The sequence below is a fragment of the Roseibacillus persicicus genome (assembly GCF_014651675.1).
Classification (GTDB): Bacteria; Verrucomicrobiota; Verrucomicrobiia; order Verrucomicrobiales; family Akkermansiaceae; genus Roseibacillus; species Roseibacillus persicicus.
Genome location: NZ_BMXI01000008.1, coordinates 216594 through 242462 on the forward strand (window position 1 = coordinate 216594; position 25869 = coordinate 242462).

Sequence of the window (25869 nt, forward strand, 5' to 3'; positions counted from 1 at the left end):
CTCGAATGCTTAAGATTCGGCGGCCCCCATAAGGTTCCGGATTCTCGCGTAAGAGGTTGCAACTTTTTCGGAGCGCGGGGGCTCGTGCCTCGCACCCGCACTCCGAAAGGACGAGAATGGGGAGCGCGGATGCTTCAGTAGAAAGGCTGGCTTGCTTTCGCGATGGCATTCGGCGCAAGTTTTCGGCAAGCTGTTGGCAGGAACGCACGATGACCTTTCCCGAGACCAGTTGGACCATTTTGGCAGAGGCGACCCTCAATGGTGGGGAGTCCGAAAAAGCGGCTCTCGGGAAACTGTTCGAACGCTATTGGACGCCCATTTCTTCAGTCATGCGGGCGCGGGGAGTGCCGTCTGAGCGGGTGGAGGATTTGACTCAGGATTTTTTTCTCTCCCTGATGGAAGGAGGCTTTTTCCGCCGGGCGGATCGCGAGCGGGGCAAGTTCCGGACCTTTCTCCTCAACGCCCTGCGCAATTTTCTAGCCGACGATGCGCGTAGAACGATGGCGGCCAAACGGGGTGGGCAATTGGAGCGCGTGGAGCTGCGGGAGGACTCCAGCAGTTATGAGGATGATGCCCTGCGTTTCGACCTCGCGTGGGCGGAAACTCTGTTCGATGCCGCGGTTCTTGCGACGGGAGAGGAAGTGAAGAAAAAGCGGGGTGAAGAAGGGTGGGAGTCTCTGCAGGTTTTTCTAACAGGAGAAGGTGAGATGCGGAATTATGCCGATTTGGGCCAGCTTCTCGGAATGGGTGAAGGGGGCGTGAAGTCCGAGGTCTCGCGCATGCGCGCCAAGTTCCGTGAGCATCTTCGCCGCGAGGTGGCCTTGACCGTGAGCGCTCCCCACGAGATTGATGAAGAGCTGGCATTGCTCCGCGATGTCATGATGCGACGGCCGGCAAAGGACCATGGCTGATGCGGAATCCAGACGGAGAATGATGCTGGGGGCCTTTGAGGAGGCGCTCGAGGAACAGGGCTTTGCTCCTCCGGGCTACGAGGTAGTTAGAGAGTTGGCGCGTGGTGGCATGGCGGCTGTCTATCAGGCCCGCCAGCTGCGCCCCGAACGTGAGGTGGCTCTGAAGGTGGTGTTGCCGAAGTTCGCCGAGGACGCGGAAGTTCAGGAGCGTTTTCAGCGCGAGGGTCGGGCCATGGCGGCGCTCGATCATCCCGGTATTCTACCCGTCTATCAGGTGGGAGAGTGGGATGGGTTCGCCTTTTTGGTGATGAAACTTGCGCGCGGTGGCACCCTGCAGGACAAGCTCCGCACGGGCTTGCCCGAGGTGCGGGACGCGGTGCGATGGTTGATTGACGCGGGGGAAGCGGTCCACTTTGCGCATCAGCAAGGGGTGCTTCATCGCGATCTGAAGCCCGGCAATCTCCTCTTTGATCGGGAAGGAAAAATCTACGTCGGCGACTTCGGCGTCGCTCGCATGGACGTTGCGGGAGATGGTGCTCTGACCCGAACCGAGGCCTTGGTCGGGACGCCGAATTACCTGGCCCCCGAGGTGGCGTCCGGTCAGCTGGCACGGGGAAGCGTGGCCGCCGATCAGTATGGCTTGGGGGCCGTTCTGTTCGAGTGTCTCACGGGTCGGCGTCCCCATGAGGGCGCGGAAAACCTTGCGGCGCAGTTGCGGGCGGTTGTGGATGAAGAGGTGCTCCCCGTCCGTCGCTTCCGTCCCGAGGCCGGTCGTGATTTGGAAGTCATCTGCGCCAAGGCTTTGGCGAAAAATCCGGATGAGCGCTATGTCAGCGTGGCCGCTTTCGTAGAGGACTTGAAGCGTTGGCTCGACGGGCGTGAGATTCTGGCACGCCCCGCGACTCTGCCTGAGAAGGCTTGGCGCTGGTCACGCCGCCATCCTTTGCCTGCTGTTCTGGCGGCGCTTCTGGTGCTCATGGCCGTTGTTGGGTCCATTCTATTGTTAGATAACTATCAACGGCGGGGTCAGTTGTTGCACGAGTCACTCATCGAGCAAGCCCGGGCGGAGAGGCTTTTGCGTGAGCCGGGATTCCGTGAGCGTGCTTTGGGGTTACTTTCGGAAGCGAAAGAAATTCAGGATTCGGAGCGGATTCGGGATGAAGCGGTCGCGACCTTGGCCTACTGGGATGTGGGTAAGGGGAAGGTGGCGATTGGCGAGGAGAGAGCTTTTCCAAGGGTGGAAGAAGTCGAGGGTGGGCTTCTCGTGGCTGGGGATTGGGAGTTGCCGGGAGGTGTCTTACGGTGTTCGCCAGCGTGGTCGGAGGACGGGCGCTTTCTGGCCATGGTGAGGGGAGAGCGAATGGAGCTGGCTGTCTACGATACCCATCGTAGAAAAGTGTTTGTGTCCATCCCTTTGCAAGATTGGCCCGAGGAGATTCGCTTTGGAAAGCAAGCCGAGGTGCTGCAGGTGGTTTATGAGGAGGACCGGGCGGACTGGTTTTCGGTGAATGGGGAGTTGCTTCTCGCTTCGGTTTCGCCGGATCGGAATTTAGCTCCACCGGTGGGCTTTGCGTTTTGGGAGAAGCAATATCTTTCGCCCGTGGAAGCGGGTCTTTATGGGGGAAGTCTTTCTCCAAACGAGCGGTTTCTAGCAACCACGAGTGCGGTAGGGGTGCAAATTTGGTCCGTTGACGAGCGGCAGGCGGCAGGTTTTTACGAAGTGGAGAATCAGCGAATTGATGCGCCGACCGATGCCTGGTGGTTGGGTGACTCGGAGCTCTTGATCCAGGTTCCCGGAGCGCTGGAAGTGGTTTCGGTTTCGGAGGCGGGAGAGGTTTTGCAAGCTCGTGAGTTGGACCGGGTGCCAGGGACGAAAGTGCGAATGGTGTTGGCCGATGGAGATTGGGTTGTGGAGGTTTCGGATGAGGACGGAGGGAAGTTCTTGGAGCGGTGGATTGCGGGTGATTTCGAGCAAGCGGAAGAGTGGAGGGGGGAACTCGACACGGGGACGCAGGGCGAAGAGGGCGGAAAGATTGTCTATCAGGATTGGAATTTGATTTTGCCTGATGGGCGGGAGGCTCTGCAGGTGTTTGCTCTGGAGAAAAGTCAGCGCGTAGTGGTTCTCACCAACGACTATCGAGTTGCGGACTGGGATTTGCAGGTGCTGAGAGAGGCGCTTGGAAGGATGAAATTGTAGGGAAGTAACTAGAGGCAATGTGGAGCGCGGATGCGATAGCTTCCGCTTTTCTGTGGTGGGTTGAGGTTGGGAGGTGAGAAGCGATAGCTTCAGGTCAGTGGGTGGATGGGGAGAAAGGAGGGACTGCCGTGGGAACGGGGGCGGCGCTAGCGCTCCTTTTAGGGCGGGTTGAGGTTTGCTCTGGAAAGCGGGAACTCGTGCCTCGCACCCGCGCTTCGATGATTGAGAGAATAAATTGCAACCTTGGGGTGGCGACTTCGGATTCTTTGGTGAACCCGATTTTTCAAATGACTTCTAACTACAAATATCAGTTCCCATTTTCATGGATTTCAGTGGCAACAGCCCTTTCCTGCAGCTCATTCCTCTGTGCCGAGACCCAGGTTTTCACCGACCGAGAAGCTTGGATGGAGGCGGTGGCGAATCTTGGAGGGATTTATTCTGAAGACTTCAACGAGATTCAGACAGGCAATTTCCTTTCCGATACCGCGACCCAAGTTGGTGATCTGACCTTCGAGCTTTTCGATACAAGCGGAGGGATTCGACCAGGAACGGGGGCCAGTGCGATTGATGGCACTGAGTTTTTCCAAGTGAGGCTTGATGGAAACCCGGTTCAGAGTGCTCGCATGAGCTTTCCCTTTCCGGTGGTGGCTTGGGGGATGGATTATCGGCATGCGGGTGACCAAACACACGTGACCTTCGCGGATATTTCTTTAAAGCCGATCGGGAAGCACAATACCTCGGGGTTCATCGGATTCGTGGGGTTGGCTCCCTTTGAAGACGTGCTGTTTTCGGATCCGTTCATCAGCTTCTGTGATTTCTCGATGGACAATCTCGTCTTTGTGGAAGCTCCTCCTGTCTTCGATAAGATAGTACCCGTTGAGGAAGAGGGTGTTCTCAGTGAGGTGCAGATCACTTTTGGAAATTTGAGAACCGATGCGAGCTATCAGCTCATGCGAACCACTGAGTTGGAGAGCGACTTCACGGTTGTGGATAGCGGTAGTCCAAGCGAATCCTCCGATGTTTTCACTGATACGAATCCTCCCGCTGAACGGGCGTTCTACCGACTGCAAGTTGTCCCTAAAGGCTGATTTTCTTCGGAGTGCGGGAGCGAGGCACGAGCTCCCGCTTTTTGAGTAAGTGGGTTGAGGGTGGGAGGCGAGAAGCGATAGCTTCGTTTTTTTGGTTGGTAAGGATTTGTGGGGTGGCTTTTCGGGAAAGGGGGCGGAGCTAGCGCACCCTTTGAGGTGAGAGTAGGTTTGCCCGGGAAAGCGGGAGCTCGTGCCTCGCTACCGCGCTCCGATATCGTGGAAATCGCCGTAGTCGTCTTCGATGTTGAGGCGGTCGGTGGGGAAGCGATAGATTTTTTGGACTTGGGCGCGGGTGGCCTGGCGTTGAAACCACCGGGCGCTGCACCACGGATATTGGTCGGCGACTTGGACCAGTCCGTGTTTGACTGCGTTTTGGTGAATGTAGTTGAGACGGGCGTAATAGCTGTTCTCAAAGGTGAGATGATTGTCCCAAAAGTTGTGCCAGACTTGCCGGCCTTTTGATTGATCAAGTCGGTTAACCCAAAGGGCCGAGTGACTGTGAAACTTGCAAAGGAACCGAGTGAGGTTTTCGGCGTTTCCTTTCGGAGAAGATCCGATAAAGTGATAGTGATTGGGGAAGACGGCCCAGGCTTGCAAGCTCCATTCGTATTGCTCTGCGTATTTGAGCAAGCCGGCCTGCAAGGCTTTGAGCCGTTCTTCTCCGTGGAAGAGATGTTCTTTGTGATAGGTTGCTGCGGTAAGTATATAGGCCCCTGCGGAATCAAGAAGGTGGACCGAAGGGATGTAAAAAAGGCCTCCCGATTGCTCGGGAGGCCTTTTGTGGATTGCTCGAGGAAAGGGTTAGTTGGGTTCGGGCTCCTCTCGTGAGGACAGCCGATAGAAGGCTTTCGCGGGCGGGGACTGCGTGTCGATGAAGGTGAAGGCCGGCACTTCCGTAGTAGCGGTATCGACCAGGGTGTCGAAGGTGACCAGGTCAGTACTACGGTAAAGATCGTAGGTGAGACCCGGTTGGAGATTGCTGAAGGCAATATTGACTTGGGTAATCGCTTCGTCCGTTTTGATGAACTCGAAACCTTCCAGCGAGGGCTCGGGGAGGACAGTTAGGGTTCCGCCGGCATTGAGATAGTTTGCGCCCAGGGCCTCGAGTTCGACCCCGGAATAGACTCCGGGAGGGACGGTGCCATTGACGGGATCACTGAGCTTGCTGGCTTGAAAGGTGAGCGCTTGGTCGACTTTGAGCGTTCCTTTTCCAATGAGTTCCAGGGCAGCTCCTCCGGTGAAATCGACATCGGAATTGAAGTCGAGGATGGCGTTGCCCGACGAGCCCCGTCCCTGGACGGTGAGCTTACCAGTGTAGCCTTTCTCATCCACTTCCGCGAAGGCAACAACGCCGTTTGAGGTGAGGGACGAACCGCCGTCTTCGAGAAGAATTAAAAGGTCTCCTGGTCCGGTGAGTCGGCCGTTCACGGTTGCGGTGTTGTTGCGAATGCTGGATGCGATTCCGAGACTGTTTCCGGAGGTGGCGGTCACATGGAAATCGTTGAGGTCAAGGACGGGACTGCCGTTTGCGTTGGGACCGAAGCTCACTTGTCCGCCATCGAGAATGAGTTCGCCTTGACCGGAGTTGATGGAGGCGGTTTGGCTTTGCTGCTTGAGCAAGAAGCGGGTGCCGGAGGGGACGGTCAGGGAGTTGCCGGGAAAGTCGGCGGTGCCGGCGGCAATTTGGTTTTGCGGGGAGCTACGCATGATGTTGTTGCCCACGGTGGCGAGCACGTAGTCGAACTCGGGGGAGGGTGCGTTGTCGTTGTCCCAGACGTTGGGGTTGAGCCAGCTTTGGTTGTCCTCGTCCATGAAGATATCGGCGAGGAGGGGGTCGCCGAACAAGCTTTCACCGATGCGTCTGAGCGCGGACTGGGCATCGATAAGACCCGCGCCAGACCCGGAGTCGAATCCCGGTGTCTCCATGTCGATTGCCGTTTGTTGAAGGAGGGTAAGGAGTTGGGCTGGGGTGAGAGAATCGGGGCCACCGGCGCTTTCTAACATCAAGGCTGCAACCGCGGCGGCATGGGGAGCGGCGGCGGAGGTGCCGAAAAAGTTCGGGAAGCTGTCGCCATCATTGATGACTTGCCCGAAGAACGTGGTGTTGCCCCCGTCGGCGGAGGTGATGCGCGGTTGGGCGGTTTCGAGGGGTTCGACGAAGCGGGTGCCGTCGTCGTTGAAAAGTAGCGCACTGCCGCCGGGAGAGGAAAAGGACTCGAGCTGGGGGATGGCGGATCCGAAAGGCGGAGTCTGGAAGAAGGGCGCGGCGGCGACTGCGATGGCGTGCTGCGCGTTGGCGTGACCAACGAGGGTGCTGCTCTGGGTATCGAACTCATTGACGGAAAAATTGCCCCGGTTGATGTAGAGGATTTTCATGAGATTCGGAGGGGTTCCGGCGAGACCTTCGATGGCGAGATTGAACTCGGTATCGGGTCCGGGCTGTCCGTCGATGTCGATGGTTCCATTGTTGGTAAAGGTGAAGATGTCGACCGCGTCACCATTGACATTGCGGGAGAAGGCTCCGGTGAGGACATTGAACTGACCGTCACCGCTGCCGGTGAGGAAGATGTCGATATCGGACTGACAACCCGGAGCACCCGAAACGCTGAAGAAGGGCTCGTCCCATTGCAGCACGAAGGTGACGGCCGAACCGACGGGGATGGTGAAGCTTTGAAAGGCGTCGGTCGCGGGACCGGGATCGAAGTCGTGGAGAGGGCCACCGCTGAGCCCGGTGAATCCGTCGGCGAAGCGGAACTCCGATTCGTAAGATTGCCGGCCGGAATTGCCAGCCGCGCTGAAGTAGGGTTTTCCCGCGGCAGAGACTTCGTTAACGGCTTGGGCGATGAGGCCGTTTTGAAAAAAGGGTTCGGCGAAGAAGAAGACGTCGTCGACGATGATGTCGCAGCCGGCAGCGGCGAGGGAGCGGATGCCATTGGCGAAGGCGGCTTGTCCATTGAAGGCCGTGAAGAATTTTTGTTCTGCCCCGGGGGCCAGATCGTGGATGATCTGCATCATCGCCCGTCCTTCGTCCGTGGCGGGCTGGGCGAACTCGCTGAGGACTTCAATGCCATCAGGAAGGTCGTTGTTAGAGATGTCTTCAGAAGCGGTGGTCGAGGGTGTGGGGGCGGTGGCGAAGCTATCGGAAAGAGTTCCGATGGTGATGCCTTGACCAGTGAATCCCGGGGCGACGGCGCGAGCGAGGTCGGCTTGAATGGCCAAGTCTCCTTGCGAAGAAGTGAGGCCGGAACGGTTCTCGCGGTAGGCTGGACGAATGAAGGTGATGCCGTCGAGCAGAGAGGCGGGACCGAGTTGATCGATGGGGACCCAGGCGCTGATGACGCTGTCGTGGTGCGAGATGTTGGTGGCACCAAGGGAGGCGAGAGCGGGCTCGACTCCGGTCCAGGCCTCGTTGTCGTCGCAGGAGATTTCGACAAGAGTTTTCCCGTCGGCGTAGGGGTAGACTTCGTGGTCGGGGGTGAAGGGCGTGCCGGGGTTGTTGGCGGTCCAGTTGCTCCACTGGTATGAGGTGTAGGCGAGGGACCAATCGAGTTTGGAGATCTGCCCGTCAGCGCCGATGAGGTCGTTGCCGTGGTAGGCTTGGCGCGCGTCCTGATACCAGGCTTTGTCGGAATTGATAAAGGACTGGAGAAGGGGATTGGTGCCTGCGCCACCGAGTTTGGGCCCGGCGTTGAAGGGACCCTGCGCGGGCAGGGGGAGGGTGGTGGCTGGCGCTCCTCTTGGGGTAGGAGGGGGTTTGTCTTGGAAAGCGGGAGCTCGTGCCTCGTACCCGCGCTCCGAAAGGCTTTAGAAGCGGTAGCCGAGGGAGAGGGCGAAGAGGTTTTTGTTTGGGTAACTCAGGTTGTTCGTCACGAGGGTGTAGGCGTATTGGCCTTTTAGGAGGAGGTCCGGGGTGATGCGCCAACCCGCTGCCAGCTCGGCTCTCAATAGGTCTGGCGACCATGGTTTTTCGCTTCCTGAGGGGACCGTGACTTCGTTGCTGAAAGTTTGCCCGAAGCGTCCCGCCAACCAGAATCCCGGGGCGGCTTTGTAGCGTGCTTGCAGGTAGTAGCTGAAGCTCTGCAGGTCTTCACCGAGCGCGTCGTAGTTTGCGTAGAACGCTTCTCCCGAGAGAATCCAGTCGTGATGCGCCCAGCGGGCATCGAGGCCGATGAGGGTCTGATAGAAATCGTCGCGGCTGATTCCGGGGGCCCACTTGTCACTCGCATCCGCATCCAGATAGGGACCGTAGCTGCCGGAAAGTCCGAAGGCCCAGGCGGCGTCGGGGCGGTAACCAATTCGGCCGGAAAATGTGGGCTCCGCAAAATCACCTTCGCCCAAGTGCCACTCGTCGGGATTGGAGCCCAGCGCAGTGTTTTTCACTTCGAACGCATAGTCCCAGTGTTCGGTGCTCCCGAAGGCGGCAAAGCCATTGGAATAGGCTGGCCCCCAGATGAGGGAGGACCAGTTTTCTTTGGCCCGATGGATGTTGGGAGTGTCCGCACTGGCTCGCGCCTCGATGGCGGAGGGGGACTGGTCGTTTGGGTTCTGCGTATTGATCCCGTTGTTTGCGGCGTAGGGTAGAGAGGCGAGGAGAAAGGGGTCGTCGTAGTAATTGTGGTTCGGAGTCCAGTTGCCAACGAAGGTGGGGAACTTACCCGCTTGCAGATTGAGGGTGTTGTCCCCAAAAGGTTGATAGCGAAGGATGAGGGCGTCCAGGCGAAGCTCTCCATCAGTCTTGGTGCCGGGGTCGAAGCCTTGGTCGTAGGTCGCGGTGGCATGGAGATAGAATCGCGGGTCGGGCTGATAGTCGAGACTGAGCGAGAGGCTGGGGTCGTAGAGGTAGCCTTCATCGAACTCGAGAAAGGCAGGCGGAATCTCATTGGACAGCCAGAGGGTGTTCTCGATGCTGCCGCTGAATTCCCAATCGCGGGCGAAGGAGAGGCCCGGAAGAAGCAAAGGGAGGAGGATGGCCAGACGCTTGTTCATGACTTGGGAAAAGTGATTCGAGTGGTCGCTTTCTTTTGCACTACGATAGTTTGTTTCCAAGTGGTCTTTCGATCGAGTTGAGCGTGCAGCGTGTAGGTGCCGGGCGGAATGTTAGTGAGGGTAAATTGGCCTTTGGCATCCGTGGTGCCGAAGTAAGGGGAATCAACGACGCGGATGCGGGCTCTCATGTGATCGTGGATTTCGCAATGAAGATCGAGGAAGCCTGCCTTGTCGAATAGTACGGTGGGCGCTGGGTTTTCGCTCTTTTTGTAGCGACCCAAGTCGAAGCGTTTGGGACGCGAAAGCGAGTAGATGTTGTGGTAGTCGGAATCGTTGTTGGGGAACAAGACGGTGGTGCCAGTCGGAATGACGATGAGGGAACGCACGAACTGATAATTCGTTTGCGGAAGGGTGACCACGGGCGGTTTGGCGGGTGCGGAGAGGTGCGGAGCCTCCAACCAAACAGCCGCTACCAGGGGAGGGGCGGTGGCCACTTGCCCGGAAATTTTTCCACGATATTTCTCAACCGGAATGGCTGCTTCGTCGGTCTCGGGAAGAGGGACCTGACCCTGAATGCTGCCAGTATTCGCCAGCAGTCGGGGGAGACAAAGACAGATGGCGAGGACGCAGAACCAGGAAGATGTTCGGTGAATTCTGAGCACCACTTTTTCTACCAACTCAGACTGGATTTGCGAGATGTTTGAGGTGGCGGCGTGATGAGGACTTCGACAGAAACCTATCGCTCGGAAGGGAATCATTCATCTGCAGGCAGTTTTGAATGTTTGCCATAGCGCTCCTCGAAGTGTTCTTTCAGGAACGGGCTCAGGTCGAGAGTGTCGTTGCTGGGGAAGACGATTGGAAAGTTCGAAGTGGAGTCCCCCTCAACGTCGAAGACCAAGGCCTCCTTTGTGAGGCAAAAATTCACAAAAAAACTCTGCCTCGGAGGAGGCAGAGTTGTTGGAAAGGGTAGTTGTTCGATGAGTAGAAAAAATCGCTCCTACTCGCCAGCCATAGTGCCGGGGTCGAGGGCTTCGGCGAGTTGTTCGGCGCTGATGCCGAGCTCCTCGAGGCGTTCCGCGCAGAGTTCGCGCACGGTGCGGCCGGTTTCGACGGACTCCTTGGCAATCTTGCTGGCGGGCTCGTAGCCGATGATGGGGGCGAGGCTGGTGACCATGGAGAGAGAGTTCTCGATGAGGGACTCGCAGCGCTCCTTGTTGGCGACGATGCCTTGCACGCACTTTTCATCGAAGATGGTAGCAACGTTGGCTAACAAGCGGGTGGACTGAAGAATGGCGTCAATCATGACCGGCATGAAGACGTTGAGCTCGAAGTGCCCGTTTGCTCCCGACCAAGTGACGGTGTTGTTGTTACCAAAAACGCGGGCGGCGACCATGGTGACGGCTTCCGCCATTACGGGATTCACTTTGCCAGGCATGATGGAGGAGCCGGGCTGGGTGGAGGGCAGGGAAATCTCGCCGATGGAGCAACGGGGACCGGAACCCAAGAGGCGGATGTCGTTTGCGATTTTGTAAAGGCTGGTGGCGATGGTGTTGAGCTGGCCGTGGGCTTCGACGAGGGCGTCTTTGGCCGCTTGGGCTTCGAAGTGATCTTCCGCTTCCACGAAGTCGATGCCGCTTTCCTCCGCGATGATGGCGATGGCTTTCTTGGGGAACTCGGGGTGGCAGTTTAGGCCCGTGCCCACCGCGGTGCCGCCGAGAGGAAGTTCGAAGATGGCGTTGAGGGCCTTGTGGCTGCGGTCCAGCGAGCGCTCCACTTGTTTGGCGAAGCCGGAGAACTCTTGCCCGAGACGAACGGGAGTCGCGTCCATCAGGTGGGTGCGGCCAATCTTGAGAACGTCGTGGAATTCGTGCGCCTTTTGCACGAGAGATTTGTGAAGGCCTTCCAGAGCGGGGATCAACATGTCCTTGAACGCCATTCCGGTCGCAATGTGCATTGCGGTGGGGAAGGTGTCGTTGGAGGACTGGCTCTGGTTGACGTGGTCGTTGGGGTGCACGCCGCAATCGGGATCGATTTGCTTGGCGCGGTTCGCGATGACCTCGTTGGCGTTCATGTTGGTCGAGGTGCCGGATCCGGTCTGGTAGGTGTCGACGGGGAAGTGCTCGTCGTGCTTGCCCTCGAGGACTTCGCGTGCGGCCTTTTCGATAATCGCGGTCTTGGCGGTATCAACCACGCCGAGTTCGCCATTGGCGCGCGCGGCGGCGAGCTTAATGAGCCCGTAGGCGTGAATCATGAGGGGGTCCACCGGACGGTGGGAAACGGGAAAGTTCAGGACGGCGCGTTGGGTGGAGGCTCCGTAGAGGGCTTCAACTGGGACAGCCATTTCTCCCATGGAATCGCGTTCGATGCGTGTTTCGGACATAGGGGGAAGAAAAACGAAAAATGGAGGATCAAGAAATCAAAAAGAAAAAGAATACGCAGGGCCTTGGGGACTCGCGCATCCTAGGGGAGGCGGCTGCTTCAATAAGCGATGAAGACTGTCCAGGCGAAGACGCAAGGCGGGGTCTTTGCTCGTATTTGGCTCAGGACTGAGGCAGGTTCTGTTTTCCAAGATGAAGATGCGTTTTTCCGGTAGTCTCACATTTCTCGCCATATTGTTCTTCTGTGCTCCCGGCGCTTTGCTTGGTCGCGAGTGGACTCTCAAGGAAGTCCCGCAACCGGTTGAGCTCAAAATCCTCACTCAGAAGGGCAACGCCGTACTGGTGGAGGACGAACTGGGGGCGAAATTCGAACTCCCAGTCTCCAACTTTAGCAAAGCGGATCAACAGTTCCTGCGTCTCCTTGGGCAGCCTGCCGAAAACAAAATTGCCATCCTCGCCCCCGGAAAGCCGCTCCCTCGCGGCAAGGACTTTCAAACGAGCAAAGCGGAAACTCTAACCAATCAGTTCTTCACCCCCAAGGAGGCCACCGTGCTTCATCTCACTGGGAGCGATGAGAATCTGCTTGCCGGCTCTTCTTTTAATTTTGTGCATGGAGATGGTTGGGTCGTTTTTGAAAAGTTCAAACCCTCGGTAGTTCGCGACCAGTTTCTCGATCGCATGCTTGTGAATGGTGCGGTGGCCCGACTGGGAAAAAACATCCGCATCGAACCCTATGGGGTTGGGGCGGTGGTCATCCCCCATGGACCAGACTTTCCCGCTCTCACTCTTTTCGAAAATGAGCACCTCAAGGGCAAGGAGCAGCCTTTCACAACTTATCAAAAAACCGGTAGTGACTTCCCGGCGAGTTCCTTTGTTCTCAAACGGGGATACATGGCCACTCTCGCGGAAAACGCCGATGGCACGGGGGCGAGCAGGAACTTCGTCGCGCAAGATCATGACTTGGTCATCAACAAAATGCCTGAAGAACTGGCCGGCAAGCTCGGGTCAATCCGGGTCTTTCCCTGGCGTTGGACGACCAAGAAAGGCATTTGCGGAGATATCGTCGATAACTTGGATCTCGGTTGGTATTACAATTGGAACCTCAACAAAAATTCCACCCTCGACCTCGAGTATGTTCCCATCAAACAAAAGCGTCACTGGCCTGGCCTGAATCAAGACTGGAAGACAAGAGGGTCCACCCACTTGTTAGGATTCAATGAGCCCGATCGCCCCGATCAGGCGAACATGAGTGTGGACGCTGCCATTTCGGCCTGGCCCGAGTTGATGAACAGCGGCCTGCGTCTCGGCTCGCCCTCGGTCTCCGATGGGGGATTGGGCTGGCTCTATGAATTTATGGACAAAGCCGACAAAAAGGGGCTGCGAGTCGACTTTGTGGTTATCCACTACTATCGCGCGGTCAATAAACCCGGTGATGGAAGAGCTGCCGCCAGCCAGTTCTACAAGTTCATCGAAAACGTGCACGAGCGCACGAAGCGACCCATCTGGGTCAAGGAGTGGAACAACGGAGCCAACTGGACCAGCGCACCTGATCCCAGTCCGACCGAGCAGAAGCGAGCCATTGCTGCGATGATAGAGATGCTGGAAGAGACCCCTTTCGTGGAACGCTATGCCCTCTACAACTGGGTTGAACCCAGTCGTGAACTGGTTCGCAAAGACGGCTCCCTCACCCCTGCCGGAGAAGTCTATCGAGATCTTGAGTCCACGATTTCCTATCAACAGGAAAGACCCTAATCCATGGTTCATCACGTGCGAGCCCGATTGGTTGCCTCTTTTTATCTTTAAAAAGATGGAAAGGGGAAGTCGAAGAGTTTTTCCAATCCGCATACTCCCAATCCCAAGCAGAGTCGAAGAAACAACTCCCCCCGGACCGTCCACTCCTTGCACAGCCGGTTCAGCCCGAGGGCCGGAAAACTGCAATCGTTTTGACTCTCAATCCGTTGACATGTTAGGACGAGTTCATGAGATATTTCATAGCAGTTCTGTTCCTGTGCATTCCTAATCTCCCGGCGCAGACGACAGAGTTCTCCTTTGACCCAACTGTGAGTGGAGGTTCCTTTGCGATGGAATATGATTCGAGTGGAATCGGGCATGCGTTGGTCATTGAGCAAGAATCGCTGACGACCAATCTCGTCTATTTCACCTACAGCGGAGACGCCTGGACCGAGGAGGGAGTAGTTTCCACTGCTTCGGGCCAAGGGATGATCATTGGAGTTGATTTGGAGATTGCGCCCGATCGTTCTCTCCATGCCTCCTTCATTGATGATCGAGGGATCAATTACGCGACTTTGGCTGAAGGGGCGTCCAATTGGCAGACTGAGATGATCGAAAGCAATTCCTTGCTCCCCCAAGTCTCGGAACTTGGTGCCGAGGCTCTCAGTATCTTCCGCACCTCCATCGTTCTGTCCAACGGGTCACCGAGGGTAGCCTTTAATTTTTTAGATAGTGCCGGGGGCTCCTCCACCCTGGGATCGATTCGATATGCTTATCTGGATGCGAACGCATGGCAGGTTGAAGACGTTCCTGATACCGAGAATACTTTCCTGCCAGTCCTTGCGAATGAAAGTCTTCCAGTCGCTGGTTTCGTTCTCGGCACCCGGGGACCATCGATAGCCTATGTGAGAGGAGATGAAGTTTTTGTTCGCGAGCGTTCCAATGGTTTTGGATCGAGCGCTCCCGGCTGGCTTGCCCCGCAATATGTCGACGATATCGTAACCGCTTCGGGAGGTATTCTATTGTCGTTGCCGCAAGGTGGACTCGGTTTCGAAATCCGGGATCGAGTGCTTCACCTCGCGCTGTTCTCCTACGACGAGGAGGACGAGCTTGGCCTCTATTACCACAACTGGCGAGTTGGGCTCACTCTCAATGGACAAGAAGTCATCAAAAGAAGAGAAGAGATTGAGGCGCCTGCCCTGCATTCCGGAAGTTCGTCGGTCGATCAACTCGCGATGGACATTAACCCGCAAGGCAATCCCGTGATCTTGCGGACGATGTCCATTGGGGGCTTTATCGGGAGCCAACAGAGCATATCGTTGAATGAACGGGTGGGTCAGAGCGACTGGAATACTTCTCTCCTCACGGATTTCAACGTTCCAGTGGCGAGCCGGGCAAAGATATCGATTGGTCCTTTGGGAGGGGCCATGGCTCTCCTTGTCGACGATGATGCTCAGAGCGATGATAGCAAGCTCTTCGCTTATGACGTCTCCGACAATAGTTGGATTGCTTCCGATGTCAGCGACCGGGCCGAGCTGGCGACAGATGGAGAAATGATTACTATTGTCTCGGACCGCCGGGGTGGGGTGGCGACCACCAGTCTGCTCAATGGGCTTTTCCTGCAGCTTAACTATATCAGCCCCACAAATGGCCAACTTAGCTCGCATGCCTTCACCCTCGACTTTGAGAATGGCTCGACCGGTCAACAGATCCTCGACCTCCAATCTTGCGCCGTGGGGAGCGACCGGCATGTGCTGGCGGCGCAGACGAGTTCCTCAGCGGGCGCACGGGTGGTCCTTTCGCTCTTCGAAGGAAGCCAATTCATTCAGGCGCAAAGCTATCCTCTGCCATCCTCGAATAGTGCTTTTGCCATCACCTCGACTGGTTCGGGCCTGATTCTGGCGACCTTCGGAAATGGTAACGCGGAGTTCACGCAAATTGGCGCCGACCTGAGCGATCAAGGCCTCCTCGCTGTCCCATCCTTCATCCCCGGCAGCTTGCGTGAGGTGACCTTCGCAAGTCGTTCCGGAGCTCTCGCCGTGGTCGGTGACCTCGCGGGCGAACTCACAGGCTATTTTGTCAACGCGAGCGGCGAGACGGCCGTGAATTCGCTGGGCTCTCTAGGCGCCGGGGGAATCGCCTCAGGATATGATGTCGAAGTGAGCGAGAGCGGCATCTCCTACCTCGTCGCTTATGTGGATGATGGGGATTTGACCCTCGGACGTTCGCGGGCGGTTTTCGGCGCCCCACAATCGGGTGCGATCGACCTCGCGCAAATCGAGACTTCGGTTGCCAACACCGCGGTCGAGTTATCTCTCACGGCGGTGAATGAGATTCATCTCCTCTCGCAAAATCTGTCCTCTCTCATTACCTCGGTATCGCTGCGAAAATATTCCGAGTTTTCAACCGCCATCGAGTCGAACCTGATCAGTGAACGCGAGCTGACCCTCGACGGGTTGGCGAGCCAACCGTCTTCGACCTTGTCGCTCGTCACTGCCAGTGATTCCCTTGGTTATCCCGTTTTCCTCCATCGGATTGATAGGGTTTCTTCAACCTCTGCCCCTGTCCCCGAGGCGTATATCTACCGGAGTTTGCTTGCGCTCGATCAAGATGGGGATGGAATGCCATTCCTTCACGAGTTGGCGGCAGGTTTTGAACCATCTGTTAGAAATGCCGCTTCCACCCCCACGCTCGACCTGTATCGCCCGATTAACGAAGCGACGGATCGTCTGACTTTTCGTCGCGTGCCCGGCCCCGCTCTGGCGGATTCCCGTTCGCTGACGGTTGGAAGCTTTCGCTATCAAGCCGAGCGCTCATCCAATCTGCAAACATTCTCTCCCACCCCTTTTCCTTTTGCAAAATCCTATCCAGAAGAGAACGGGCAGATTCTAGGTATTCCCGCTTCTGACGGACACCTCCAGAATGTTGATTTCAAACAAAGTCTGGGAAGCTCTTCTTTCGGCTTCTATCAGGTGAAAGTAAGCGCGCGCTAGCGGCTGAGGCTTTCTGGATTGGGGGCAAAAATTTCCCACACCTACGGCTGTCTGGAAGTTGCGCAAGATACGGGTTGAGAATTTGAGTGCCCACTTGCGATCAGACGTCACGATGCGCGGCACTGAGTTTGAGGGAGCTGCGCTCTTGGCTTTGGAAACTCGGGCGGTGCTCCTGGCTTTTCCAATCGACAGACTTGGTGGGAGACTCTTTAAAGCCTTTGCATATCTATGAAGCCGCAACTGATCTCCCGCTTGCCTTGGTTGGCCTATCTCGTGCCCGTCTTGGCATTGTCCGCAGGAATTGCGACTCTGACTCTGTCCGCAAAGTTGAATTTACCGAATCTGTTAGGGATTGGTTTGGTTGTCGGGGGAGTGGTGGGGATCTTGAAGTTGGGTCTCTATGGTTTGACTCACAAAGTGATGGTCACTGGCGAGAAGATTGCGGCGCGCCGGGGGTTGTTCACTGTGTCTCGCGTCGAATTTCCAGCCTCCGCAGTCTCGAATATCGAGACCGAAAAGAATCTGTTAGGACTCCTATTCGGCTATGGGCGTTTGAAAATCTGCGGAAGTGGAGGCACGCAATCGGAGCCCTTTCTCATCGCTGATGTGGATCACTTCCGTGATGAGGCGCTGAGAATTCTGCGGAGCGGTGGCAGGGATGAGGGGGTGATGAAGGCTGAGAAACAGGGTGTATCGGCTACCGGGGAATCTGCTGAGAAGCAGGGGCCGACGCTCCAATCGGCGAGGAAACAAAAGGTCTCGGACTTTGGCCCTCTTTCTCAACGAAGAGTCCCTGGCGAGCGGAAACGTTTTGATTTTCCGGTGGGCACTTACTTTGACAACGGTGATGGAACCGTAACTCACGAAGAGTCGCAACTGACTTGGGTGCGAGCTCCCTGGGGGATGGCCTGGAACGGCAGCGCCTTTGAAGGAGAGCCCATCTTAATGGATTGGAGCACCGCGACCCGGCTTTTCGGGGAAGGGGAAGAGATTGGATTTGCTGGGGCGGAACTCTACGGCGAGCAGCTCATGAAGTCTGCTTATTCGAAGGGCTACAAAGCGGGTCGCTGTGCGGTGAGCTTTGCGGGGCAGTCCGATTGGAGATTGCCCACTGCCGCTGAATTGGACTGCATGGCTGCCTACCTGTCATTCCGGGATCCTCGCCGCGAGCAGCTGCCTGATTGGGTGGGGCGCAATTGGTCTTGGGCTGGCCTCGACAATCGAGCGGCGATGCAAAGGCTTTTTCCTGAGTGGTCGCGCAATCAGGTGAACCTCTGGACCGCCACTGGGGTCGGGGCTGGCACCGCTTACGGGTTCGATGGCCGTTTTCCGGTCGGAGATCTGAAGTGTCAACTCGAGCTCGGAGTCATGCTGGTGCGCAAGAGTTCAGCGGCCGAGTTGTCAGCCATGCCTTCGATGGATGAGGCCATCGAATATGAGGGGTGGACGTCAGCGAGTCGCGATGGAGAAGTGGTCTTTGCAGAAGGAGAGTTTCCCAAAGTGGGGGACCAGGTCGGCGGTGGCGATCTCTTTGCTTTCTTAAAATCGATCGATCCGATGAGTTCAGCGATGATTGAATCTCCGCAAACTTACGCCAGAGACGGGGTCATCGAAGAGATTGCGGTGGCGGAAGGAGAGAAGGTCCGGGCTGGGAAACGCTTGGTCCGGGTTCGCCCCACTCAATGATGGCTGGTGGGGTTTTCTCCCAGCCGCCGTTGAGCGACTCACTCTGCGAATGAAAAGTTTGCGAAGAGAGCGGCGAGCGCTTTGTCACGTATTCAAGGGACACGACAAAGATGGCAGATTGGCTATTCTGCTCGGGAAAATAAGAAAGGTTTCTTATTGGAGAACACGCGAAACATGAAACGAACACTCACATTCACAACCTTTGGGCTACTAGGGGCATTGAGCACTAGCCAAGGAGCTTTCACTCTGTTGGAAGATTTCGAAGGCTATACCACTGGCGCAATCAGTGGCCAGAGCAGCAATTGGTCCCATGATACTTCTGCTGGCCAAGCGGATGGCACAGTGGGCAGCTCCGCAGGCAATCAATATCTCATTCAAGGAGGTGCCAACAACAACCACACCAAGTTTGACAACACCACCATCCTAATCGCGGACGGAGCGATTGGCACTTATTTCTTCCGCGCTTTCATGACTGGAGACAGCCATGTGGGAGCGGCGATGTCACCCCTTACTGCCGCGACAGCGGGCAATGCTTGGGGAGATGCCAAGCCCATTGTGCGCATCGGAAACCGAGTGGGCTCTGGAGCGAATACTCAACTCTATGCTTATAATGATAACACTTACACGCCCTTGGCCAGCGATACCGTCAGTGGCGCTTGGTATAATATCTGGGTTCTAGTCGATAACACGGACGGGAATCGTGACTACGATGTTCATATTCAAAGTGACGACGATGCCAACTACGCTACTCAGACCCAGGTCGGGCCGTCTGGTCTCGGGTTCCGTGGCGATGTGGCTGAGGGAGATCTTCAGTCGTTGTTCTTTCGCACGGCAATCAACTCCAACGAAGTCTACTTCGACGACCTCTATATCGACAGTACGACCCACAACCTCGTCAATCCCGTCCCTGAGCCCACCACTGCTTTGCTTGGCTCTCTAAGCCTCCTCACTCTCCTTCGTCGCAAGCGATAGAGCATTCCCATCAGTGCAATCCGACGGCAGTTCTCCCACGAGGACTGCCGTCTTTTTTTGTCTTCGGTCAAAGGACGCAAGACCACTGACACTGATTGCCAGGCAAAAAAAATCCCCCGCCCGGCGAACCGGACGGAGGAAAAACCAAAGGCTCAATCAAAGGTCGGTTTCCACCCGGAAGAAGAATCCGGGATTGGCTGCAATGAAGCTGGCAGGGACCGTAAAGGTGTCGGTGTTGTCGTAACTGTAGTTGCCTTGATCGGTAAAGTCTCCAGTCATGAGCTCGCTCGGGCTCGCCGATGTTAGGACGTATCCCGCGCCCCCTGGGCTGAAGGTGATCTCTAGATCACCCCCGGCATTCCGAACCACGTTGGTGACTTCGATCTCACTAGGCACGACGCCAACTGGCTTTGCCGTAGCAGGCGTAGTGAGATTGACCGCATTGGGATCGATGTAGAAATTATCCACATAGGCAGGCTGATTGAGAGCAGTCCCAGCCGACATCACAAGGAGCAGACTTTTCAGGGTTTCACTCGTGCCGTTGCGGAAGCCGAAGGGATCCACGCCCCCGTCATCGGTGACCTCGAACTGTCCGGTTTCGCCCACTGGGGTTTCGTAGTAAACGGTCACCGTATCAGCAGCGTTGTCCGCCACAACCCAGACATTCATCCACATTCCCGCCGCAAAGCTCGCGAAGGTGTCGCGACCTGCGTTCCCATCCCGCACGGCAATGATTCCGCCGTTGTCGAGAATGGTCTGGGCCTCGAATCCACCAAACTCACTGGGGCTCGCCTGGTCGCTCAGTCCCATGCTCAGGTCCGTTTCGAGAGAGGTGGCGTAGAGTTGGAAGAAGAGGGTTCCGGTGTCACCCTCATTGATTTGTAGACCGAGGTTGTCGATCTGCTTGGCGGCACTGAAGAAAGAACCTGTCAGGCGAGTGAGACAACCCACCTGATCGCTTCCCTCGATGGGCTCGTCCGCCACCAGAGTCTGCGCGGCATTGGTGGACGACCAGCCATTGACCCCGTCAAAGGTGCTGCCAATAACCATTTCGCTCCCCTCGAAATCTTCCAGCAAAGTGAACCCGCTGGGTCGACTAGGAACGCTATTGACGTCATCGGGATTGGTATTGCTAGAGACCTCGAATGCATCGATGAAACCGTCTTGGTCGGTATCTCTGATATTCGGATCCGAATTGCTAGGGATGGCTCCCGCACTGAAGGCCAGATCGGGGTTCTCCTGCCCATCCAAGAGACCATCTCCATCTGTATCGGCTATCGTCGGATTGGTCCCCGTGACAGTGACCCCTCCCCAAGAACCGAAGTTGTCTTCGACCTTGTCGTTGTAACCGTCGTTGTCGGTATCGGAAAGATCGGCTCTTGTCTGTACGCTGGCGAAGTTGTCACCCTGCGAGGGGTCGAACTCTGCGAGATTCGACAATCCATCTCCATCCCGGTCTCCGGTTGGAGCTTGGTCCGGATTGGTTGTGCCATCGTCATTCGGAGCCAACGCGGTGGCGGGAGAGCTGTTGCAAAGCAACTCGTAATCATCTGGCAGCCCATCGCCGTCACTATCCCCCGCATTGGGATCGGTGGGGGCGTTCGCGAACTGAATGTTGAGAGCTCCTGTGACTTCATCGAAGTCGTTGACCCCATCACCGTCCGAATCCCCGTTCAAGGGGTCGGTCGCACCGTATCCGGTGGGCGTCGAGTAATCATTCAAAGTGGCGTTGACCTCGGGACCGTCTTCGAGCCCATCGTCATCGCTGTCCTTATCGTTGGGGTCGGTGCTGGCCAGGAACTCTGCCAAGTTGTTCAGGCCATCCATATCTTCATCCCCAGTCGCAGTCCGGGAGAGATCTCCGAAGTTCGACTCTTCCCAAAAGTCCTCCATGCCATCGCTATCGATATCAACCGGTGGATTAATGGGGTCGGAAAGGTTGTGCGTCGTGCTATCGATGTAGAGATCGTCAAAATGCGTCGCAGTTGCATTCACCGCAGTGCGGAAGAAGAGAGATTGCAGATCTCCATCCGCAGTCCCTTGGCGAAATGCAAGTCCCGTCGGGTTCAACTGGGTCTGGGTCGCAAAGTCGGGATCATCGTCACTTTGAATATGCACCTCGTAGGAGCGATTCGCCGTGTTGTCGATCAGGACCCAGACATTATACCACGCACCATCATTGGTATTGTCGGTCAGATTGGAGTAACTACCCGCTACATCCAAATTGTATCCAAAGGTCGTTGTCGACGTGCTGGAATTGTTACCGAAGCGAACAATTGCTTTGCCGTCGTTGAAGCCGTTACCAGCGGTCGCGGCCGTCAAAGGTGAGACTGCGACCGCAGTGTGCGAGGGCCCCGTCATGAAGACGCGGAAAAAATATGTCCCGATCGCACCATCCGCGATCAAGATCGAGTTATTATCAAACTTAACGTGGTCACCATTTGTCGCTCCTTGCACCATATAATTGTTGCCAGCATCGCTGCCAACGGTGGCATCGTTGGCAGTCAAAACATAGGACCAGGAAGTGCTTTGGGGACTGATTGCCCCGGTGGTGTAACTTTCAAAGTCTTCAAGCAGTGACCAGGCTCCTTGGCCTGTGGCCAACGAGCCCAAAAGACCGACTGTTGTGAGCAATTTTGTTCGTTTCATGATATTGTGCGGATTTTGTTTGATGTTCTCCCCAGACGATTCCGATAGGGAAAATCATCCTGCCGAGCCGCTTCTCACTCCGCAAAGAAGAAACGATTCCTGCTTGTCACGTATTTAGGTGACAAGACGCGTACCCTGGCCTTTTTCTGTCTCTCCTTTTCAGAGTGGCGACTGGAAGAAATCGAAGCCTTGGCTCGAATCCATCGACTAAAATTCCTCATGATGAAAAGAAGTTTAGTGCCCACCCAGTGCGAGCTTCGGCCTGGAGCAACAGAAAGCCATCGGGGAAGGATGCGGCGAAGTATATGAAGGAGACGACAAGGGCGGGGTGTCCAATCGTTGAGGAGGGCCCCAAGCCATTCATCCAGCCCTTCACCTGTCTTGGCGGAGAGATAGAAGGTTCTCTTCCCGGGGAAAGATCGTGCGAGTCGGCGCTCCAGATCGGCAAGGTCTTCAGCGGCCATCAAGTCACACTTGTTGACAACCAGCCATTCAGCCTCCTCGAGCTGTTTGCGATAGATGTATCCTACATCGCGGTGAAAGTCGCGTTTGTTCCGCTTGCCACCCAGAGCGGCGAGAGCCCGACGAGCATCCAATACGACAGAGAGGGGAGCCAGAGTGAGAGGCGTTTTGTAGATCTGTTCCAGGGGTCGAATGACAGTCGCCATCAGGTCGGTACAGCTCCCTACAGGCTCGGCCACAATCACATCTGGGCGCGACTCTTGAGAGAGGGTTTCAATTGTCCCCACCAGTTCCTCCAGGCGACAACAGAAGCAGCCTCCCGTGATTTCACTCACTAGGGGAGGGGGCGGGCTTTCTTGAGGTGTCTTTTCGTCCCCCGATATCTCTTTTGTGTCTATATTGTCACATAAATAGTCGTTATCTGATGCTGAGTGAGTTGAAGAGAAAGAAAGAGTCTCCCGCGCCGAATCGGTGTCTAGAAGTCCTTCTCCTTGGTCGTTTGTGACGAGAGCGGCTTCTAGTTGTAAGTGTCTTAATTTAAGCGTTATCATTCTGATGAGGGAAGTCTTTCCGGCTCCAAGAAAGCCACCGATGAGGAAGAAGCGCCCAACATTTTTGTTTATAGAAGAAAATCTAACATTCATCTAAAAAGGTGTTGCCATCACCCCCCCCTCTTCTGTCAATTTGAATCTGTCTTCAGAGAAAAGTCATTATGAATGATTCCAATCAGTCCGAATACCAACGCCACCGATCCACCCGGCGCTCCTTTATCAAGAAAAGCATCGTCGCCTCGATTGCGGCTAGTAATGTGACGATGTTCTCGGGGTTGGTGGATGCTTCTGAATTTGCAGCCTCGACGTACAAGAAAAAGGCAACGTGTCATAAGGTCGGGTTTTGTGGCACTGGCGCCGGGACCAAAAGTTGTATTGGGGAATGGAAGGACTCGAATGGCAATTCCTGGTCTGGAAATGTATGTGTTGCGACTTGTGCGAATGGCAAGGTGACTTGCTGAAATTGACCTTGAGGTGTCCTGAGATCTGAAGATGAAGTATTTGTTCGCATTTCTGGCGTTGGGAGTTTTCTCCCTCATTCTTTATCTCGGGGGAAGTCATGATGTAGGTGTTTCAGTAATCAGAAAACCAAAGTCTTCCGTCGCGGATACCAAATACGATCATCCCGAGAGTGTCGAAGCGGGAGAAGCGTTGTTTCTGGCCGAAGAGGAGCAGTTACGCGATCTGGTTTCTAGGTTGGGAGTGTTGGGCGCTTATGAGACTCTTGTTGAAGAGAATGGAGAAGGGGAAGCTTTGGCTCAAGAGATTTATTTGCTATTTAATTCAAGTGGAATTGATTTCTCTGAGTTTGTTTTAGCTCTTGCTTCAATGAAAGAAGGCCATCGGTCTTATGCTGTCTCAGCGCTTTTTGATAGAATGGCAAGAAACAACTGGAAGGATATTGACTTATTTCTTTCAAATGAAGTTGTTGTTGAGAGTTCCCAGGTTTTGGAGATGTCTTTAGAGGTCTTTGCTCGAGGTGAGTTCGGTTCTTATTCTAATATATCTCCCTATCTTGAGTCACTGAGGAGTTACGATGCATACTCAGGTTTGTTGGTGTCATCTTTGCAAAGGTTAGTGCCGATTTTCGCAGAGGATATTTATCATTTTAGCTCTGAAGAATATAGTGGTTATGAGTTGCCGAACCGGAAGATGGGGGAAGTGCGAGCTGAGGCTCTACGTCATTGGGTAAAAGCGGATTCTGAGAGGGCTCTATCCTATTTGGAAGGAAGTGCTTCAGCCCAGGATTTTCAAACTGCTATCCAGGCTATTAACTCTATTAGTCAAAGGGATGCTCGGACCTTGTTGAGCCAATACGAAGATAGTGAGAATCCGGCTGCGCGAGATGGCGCTTTGGGCGTGAAAGCGCTATTTCTATTGGCGGAAGGAAGTCTTTTTGAGGGAGCTGAAGTTTTAGGGGAGCTTCGAGAAGGAGGCTACCGTGACTATTTGGCTGATAATTTTGCATCCGCTTCAAGGGCAGTTGTAGAGAAGTTGATTAGCGATGATCCGGAGAAATTTATGGAAGAAGTTTTGAAAGGAGGCCTTGAGCGCAGTTCTTTATGGATGACTGATGGCTTGGAGGCTTGGATAGAGAAAGACGCAGAAAAGGCTGCAGATTGGGTGTCGTCAAGAATGTCCACTATCGCCCCCGAGAACACACAATATATCGCAGCCGTCTATGCTAAAGAGGCTGCTTCACAGGGAGATATTTCCCTAGCTCAGCAGTGGGCGGACCTAATTCTAGACACCGATACAGCGGCAGAAATACAGGAAGCGATTTCCAAAGCGGAGGCGTCGACTCAGTATTAGTGATTCTGAGAGTCCACCGAGAATCATGAGCTGGTCCGAGGTGTTCCCTTTTTTGGGAGAAGAGGAGGTTGCTCGAATTCAGGGACAGAATCGAGGTGCACGAAAGAAGTGCTTTGAGGTTGCCCGGATTGTGAATGGGCAAGAGGGGATTCACGTGCTTGCAACGAGCTTTTTTCGTGTGTCCCCTTCGAGGAAACTTCCGAACGGGTCCTCTTCTTCTTTCGGGGACAGAATTTCTTTCGGTTGGGACCGAATCACGGGAGCAGCTAAGCGAGATGTGAAGGTTGCCCGCGATTTTGAGGCTCTTCGAGGAGTGATCACTTTCTTCGCGAAGCTTCGGCCTGATGTTGTTGTTCGAGTTTATCTAGCGGCCGATTTGGTTTTCCTGCTGCCCGACTTGGTTGAGATGGGCTGCGAGGTGCGGGTGATGGCGACGGCTTCCCCCTATCCTGCGCCTGGTGAGATGTGGTCTTTCTTGGCTCTTTCCCACCAGGGCTTGGTGACTGTCGTCGATTGGCGGGAAACGCCGAATCCTTTGCTCGCCGTTGAGCGCACGGAAGGTCTCGCTGCAGAGGGTTTTGGGATTTGGCGGGAAGCTTACACTTCCGGGGAAGATGAAACCCGCCGGGCCAAACCGACCCACTACCGACCGATTCGGAAGGCGGCTTTCGGAAGTGTTTGCTCCTTGCCGATGCGTGAGTTGATGGAGGCTTTTCTTGTGCTGAGCGAGCGGGGAGAATTCTCACCCGAGCTCATCCTGGGAGAGAGGAAACGGAAGAAAGCTCATGGCTATCAATGGCCGGGGGAGGGCTTTGCGGAGTGGTTTTTGCTGGCGGTCGTGTTTCCACGGATGGCTATTGAGGGGGTGTGCAGCTATGTCGCCCGCGAGGACCGAAGTCTGAATCAGTGGTTTGCTCTCGATATCGATTATAGTTGTTGGGCTCATCCGCGGGCTGCGATTCGTTTTCAGGGCGTTGAAGGTGAGAAAAAAGGTCAAGAGACAATGGAATCGGCGAGGCAGATGGCTTGGAATGAACTCTTTCCTCAGCCCACGCTGGACTTGCTTCCGGAAGCGTCAACCGAAGGCACTGAGTGGGAGCTAAACCCGGATGAGTGGGAAAGCTGGGGGCTGACTGACCAACAGAGTCTGGTCTGCACTTCTCTCCCTTCTCCAATCGAAGATTACCATCTGGAGATTTTGGAAAAGGGGATTCAGCGTCTGCGAGAAGAGGTTCCCGAGTGCGGAGTGCGGGTGTATCTCAAGGAGGAGCAAAGAGACGCGTGGGACAGGTTGCGGGCCCTGGGTTGTGAACTTGTTTTGATAGGCTCCGGCTGGTTGCCTCGAGTGAAGTGCGCGAGAATTCTGGACCACTCGCTAACCCACGAATAGAATATGAATGTGAAATCCCGCAGACGCTTCTCTCCAGAATTCAAAGCTCAAGCACTTGAACTT

18 protein-coding genes are annotated in these 25869 nt (G+C 55.5%); 10 read left to right on the top strand and 8 right to left on the bottom strand.

What is annotated here, in order from left to right; genetic code table 11:
* The first annotated feature begins 209 nt into the window (after positions 1-209).
* The 3 genes from IE099_RS11005 to IE099_RS11015 all read left to right on the top strand — a co-directional run bounded on the left by IE099_RS11005 (position 210) and on the right by IE099_RS11015 (position 4196).
* Positions 210-911: an RNA polymerase sigma factor gene (locus IE099_RS11005; RefSeq protein ID WP_189569973.1), complete on the top strand. Its 702-nt coding sequence runs from the start codon at positions 210-212 to the stop codon at positions 909-911.
* A complete protein-coding gene (locus tag IE099_RS11010) occupies positions 904-3108 on the top strand; it encodes a serine/threonine-protein kinase (protein WP_189569974.1) in 2205 nt (734 codons plus the stop codon). The genes IE099_RS11005 and IE099_RS11010 overlap by 8 nt, the downstream gene beginning before the upstream one ends.
* A gap of 287 nt (positions 3109-3395) precedes the next feature.
* Entirely contained in the window at positions 3396-4196 is an 801-nt protein-coding gene (locus IE099_RS11015) for a hypothetical protein (RefSeq protein WP_189569975.1), read from the top strand.
* Between the two features lie 198 nt (positions 4197-4394).
* On the opposite strand, the gene IE099_RS11020 is transcribed toward IE099_RS11015, so the two are convergent.
* Together IE099_RS11020 and IE099_RS11025 are read right to left on the bottom strand one after the other, a co-directional pair.
* Entirely contained in the window at positions 4395-4982 is a 588-nt protein-coding gene (locus IE099_RS11020; protein WP_189570002.1) for an REP-associated tyrosine transposase, read from the bottom strand.
* A 15-nt stretch (positions 4983-4997) separates the two neighbouring features.
* On the bottom strand, positions 4998-7415 hold the full coding sequence (locus IE099_RS11025) for a S8 family peptidase (protein ID WP_189569976.1): 2418 nt from the start codon (positions 7413-7415) through the stop codon (positions 4998-5000).
* Here IE099_RS11025 and IE099_RS11030 point away from each other — a divergent pair.
* Positions 7404-7721, top strand: a complete 318-nt coding sequence (locus tag IE099_RS11030; protein ID WP_189569977.1) for a hypothetical protein — start codon at positions 7404-7406, stop codon at positions 7719-7721. The two genes, IE099_RS11025 and IE099_RS11030, sit on opposite strands and share 12 nt — an antisense overlap.
* Before the next feature lie 279 nt (positions 7722-8000).
* On the opposite strand, the gene IE099_RS11035 is transcribed toward IE099_RS11030, so the two are convergent.
* The 4 genes from IE099_RS11035 to IE099_RS11050 all read right to left on the bottom strand — a co-directional run bounded on the left by IE099_RS11035 (position 8001) and on the right by IE099_RS11050 (position 11562).
* The gene (locus tag IE099_RS11035) at positions 8001-9182 is read right to left on the bottom strand and encodes a porin family protein (RefSeq protein WP_189569978.1); all 1182 of its coding nucleotides are present in this window, start codon (positions 9180-9182) and stop codon (positions 8001-8003) included.
* The gene (locus IE099_RS11040; protein WP_189569979.1) at positions 9179-9844 is read right to left on the bottom strand and encodes a carboxypeptidase regulatory-like domain-containing protein; all 666 of its coding nucleotides are present in this window, start codon (positions 9842-9844) and stop codon (positions 9179-9181) included. The genes IE099_RS11035 and IE099_RS11040 overlap by 4 nt, the downstream gene beginning before the upstream one ends.
* 92 nt (positions 9845-9936) lie before the next feature.
* Positions 9937-10107, bottom strand: coding sequence for a hypothetical protein (locus IE099_RS11045; RefSeq protein ID WP_189569980.1), 171 nt, complete (start codon positions 10105-10107; stop codon positions 9937-9939).
* Positions 10108-10179: 72 nt separating this feature from the next.
* The gene (locus tag IE099_RS11050) at positions 10180-11562 is read right to left on the bottom strand and encodes a class II fumarate hydratase (RefSeq protein ID WP_189569981.1); all 1383 of its coding nucleotides are present in this window, start codon (positions 11560-11562) and stop codon (positions 10180-10182) included.
* A 190-nt stretch (positions 11563-11752) separates the two neighbouring features.
* On the opposite strand from IE099_RS11050, the gene IE099_RS11055 reads away from it, so the two are divergent.
* The 4 genes from IE099_RS11055 to IE099_RS11070 all read left to right on the top strand — a co-directional run bounded on the left by IE099_RS11055 (position 11753) and on the right by IE099_RS11070 (position 18942).
* A complete protein-coding gene (locus tag IE099_RS11055; protein ID WP_189569982.1) occupies positions 11753-13312 on the top strand; it encodes a glycosyl hydrolase in 1560 nt (519 codons plus the stop codon).
* A 227-nt stretch (positions 13313-13539) separates the two neighbouring features.
* The gene (locus tag IE099_RS11060) at positions 13540-16284 is read left to right on the top strand and encodes a hypothetical protein (protein WP_189569983.1); all 2745 of its coding nucleotides are present in this window, start codon (positions 13540-13542) and stop codon (positions 16282-16284) included.
* Between the two features lie 228 nt (positions 16285-16512).
* The gene (locus IE099_RS11065; RefSeq protein ID WP_189569984.1) at positions 16513-17970 is read left to right on the top strand and encodes a PH domain-containing protein; all 1458 of its coding nucleotides are present in this window, start codon (positions 16513-16515) and stop codon (positions 17968-17970) included.
* A gap of 174 nt (positions 17971-18144) precedes the next feature.
* Positions 18145-18942, top strand: a complete 798-nt coding sequence (locus tag IE099_RS11070) for a hypothetical protein (RefSeq protein WP_189569985.1) — start codon at positions 18145-18147, stop codon at positions 18940-18942.
* 156 nt (positions 18943-19098) lie between these two features.
* On the opposite strand, the gene IE099_RS11075 is transcribed toward IE099_RS11070, so the two are convergent.
* On the bottom strand, positions 19099-21591 hold the full coding sequence (locus tag IE099_RS11075; protein WP_189569986.1) for a hypothetical protein: 2493 nt from the start codon (positions 21589-21591) through the stop codon (positions 19099-19101).
* A gap of 74 nt (positions 21592-21665) precedes the next feature.
* The gene (locus IE099_RS11080; protein ID WP_189569987.1) at positions 21666-22697 is read right to left on the bottom strand and encodes a GTP-binding protein; all 1032 of its coding nucleotides are present in this window, start codon (positions 22695-22697) and stop codon (positions 21666-21668) included.
* A gap of 399 nt (positions 22698-23096) precedes the next feature.
* Between IE099_RS11080 and IE099_RS11085 the strand changes: the two genes are divergently transcribed.
* Entirely contained in the window at positions 23097-24416 is a 1320-nt protein-coding gene (locus IE099_RS11085) for a hypothetical protein (RefSeq protein ID WP_189569988.1), read from the top strand.
* 277 nt (positions 24417-24693) lie between these two features.
* Complete coding sequence (locus IE099_RS11090) at positions 24694-25806, top strand: hypothetical protein (RefSeq protein ID WP_189569989.1); 1113 nt, start codon at positions 24694-24696, stop codon at positions 25804-25806.
* Positions 25807-25869 lie beyond the last annotated feature (63 nt).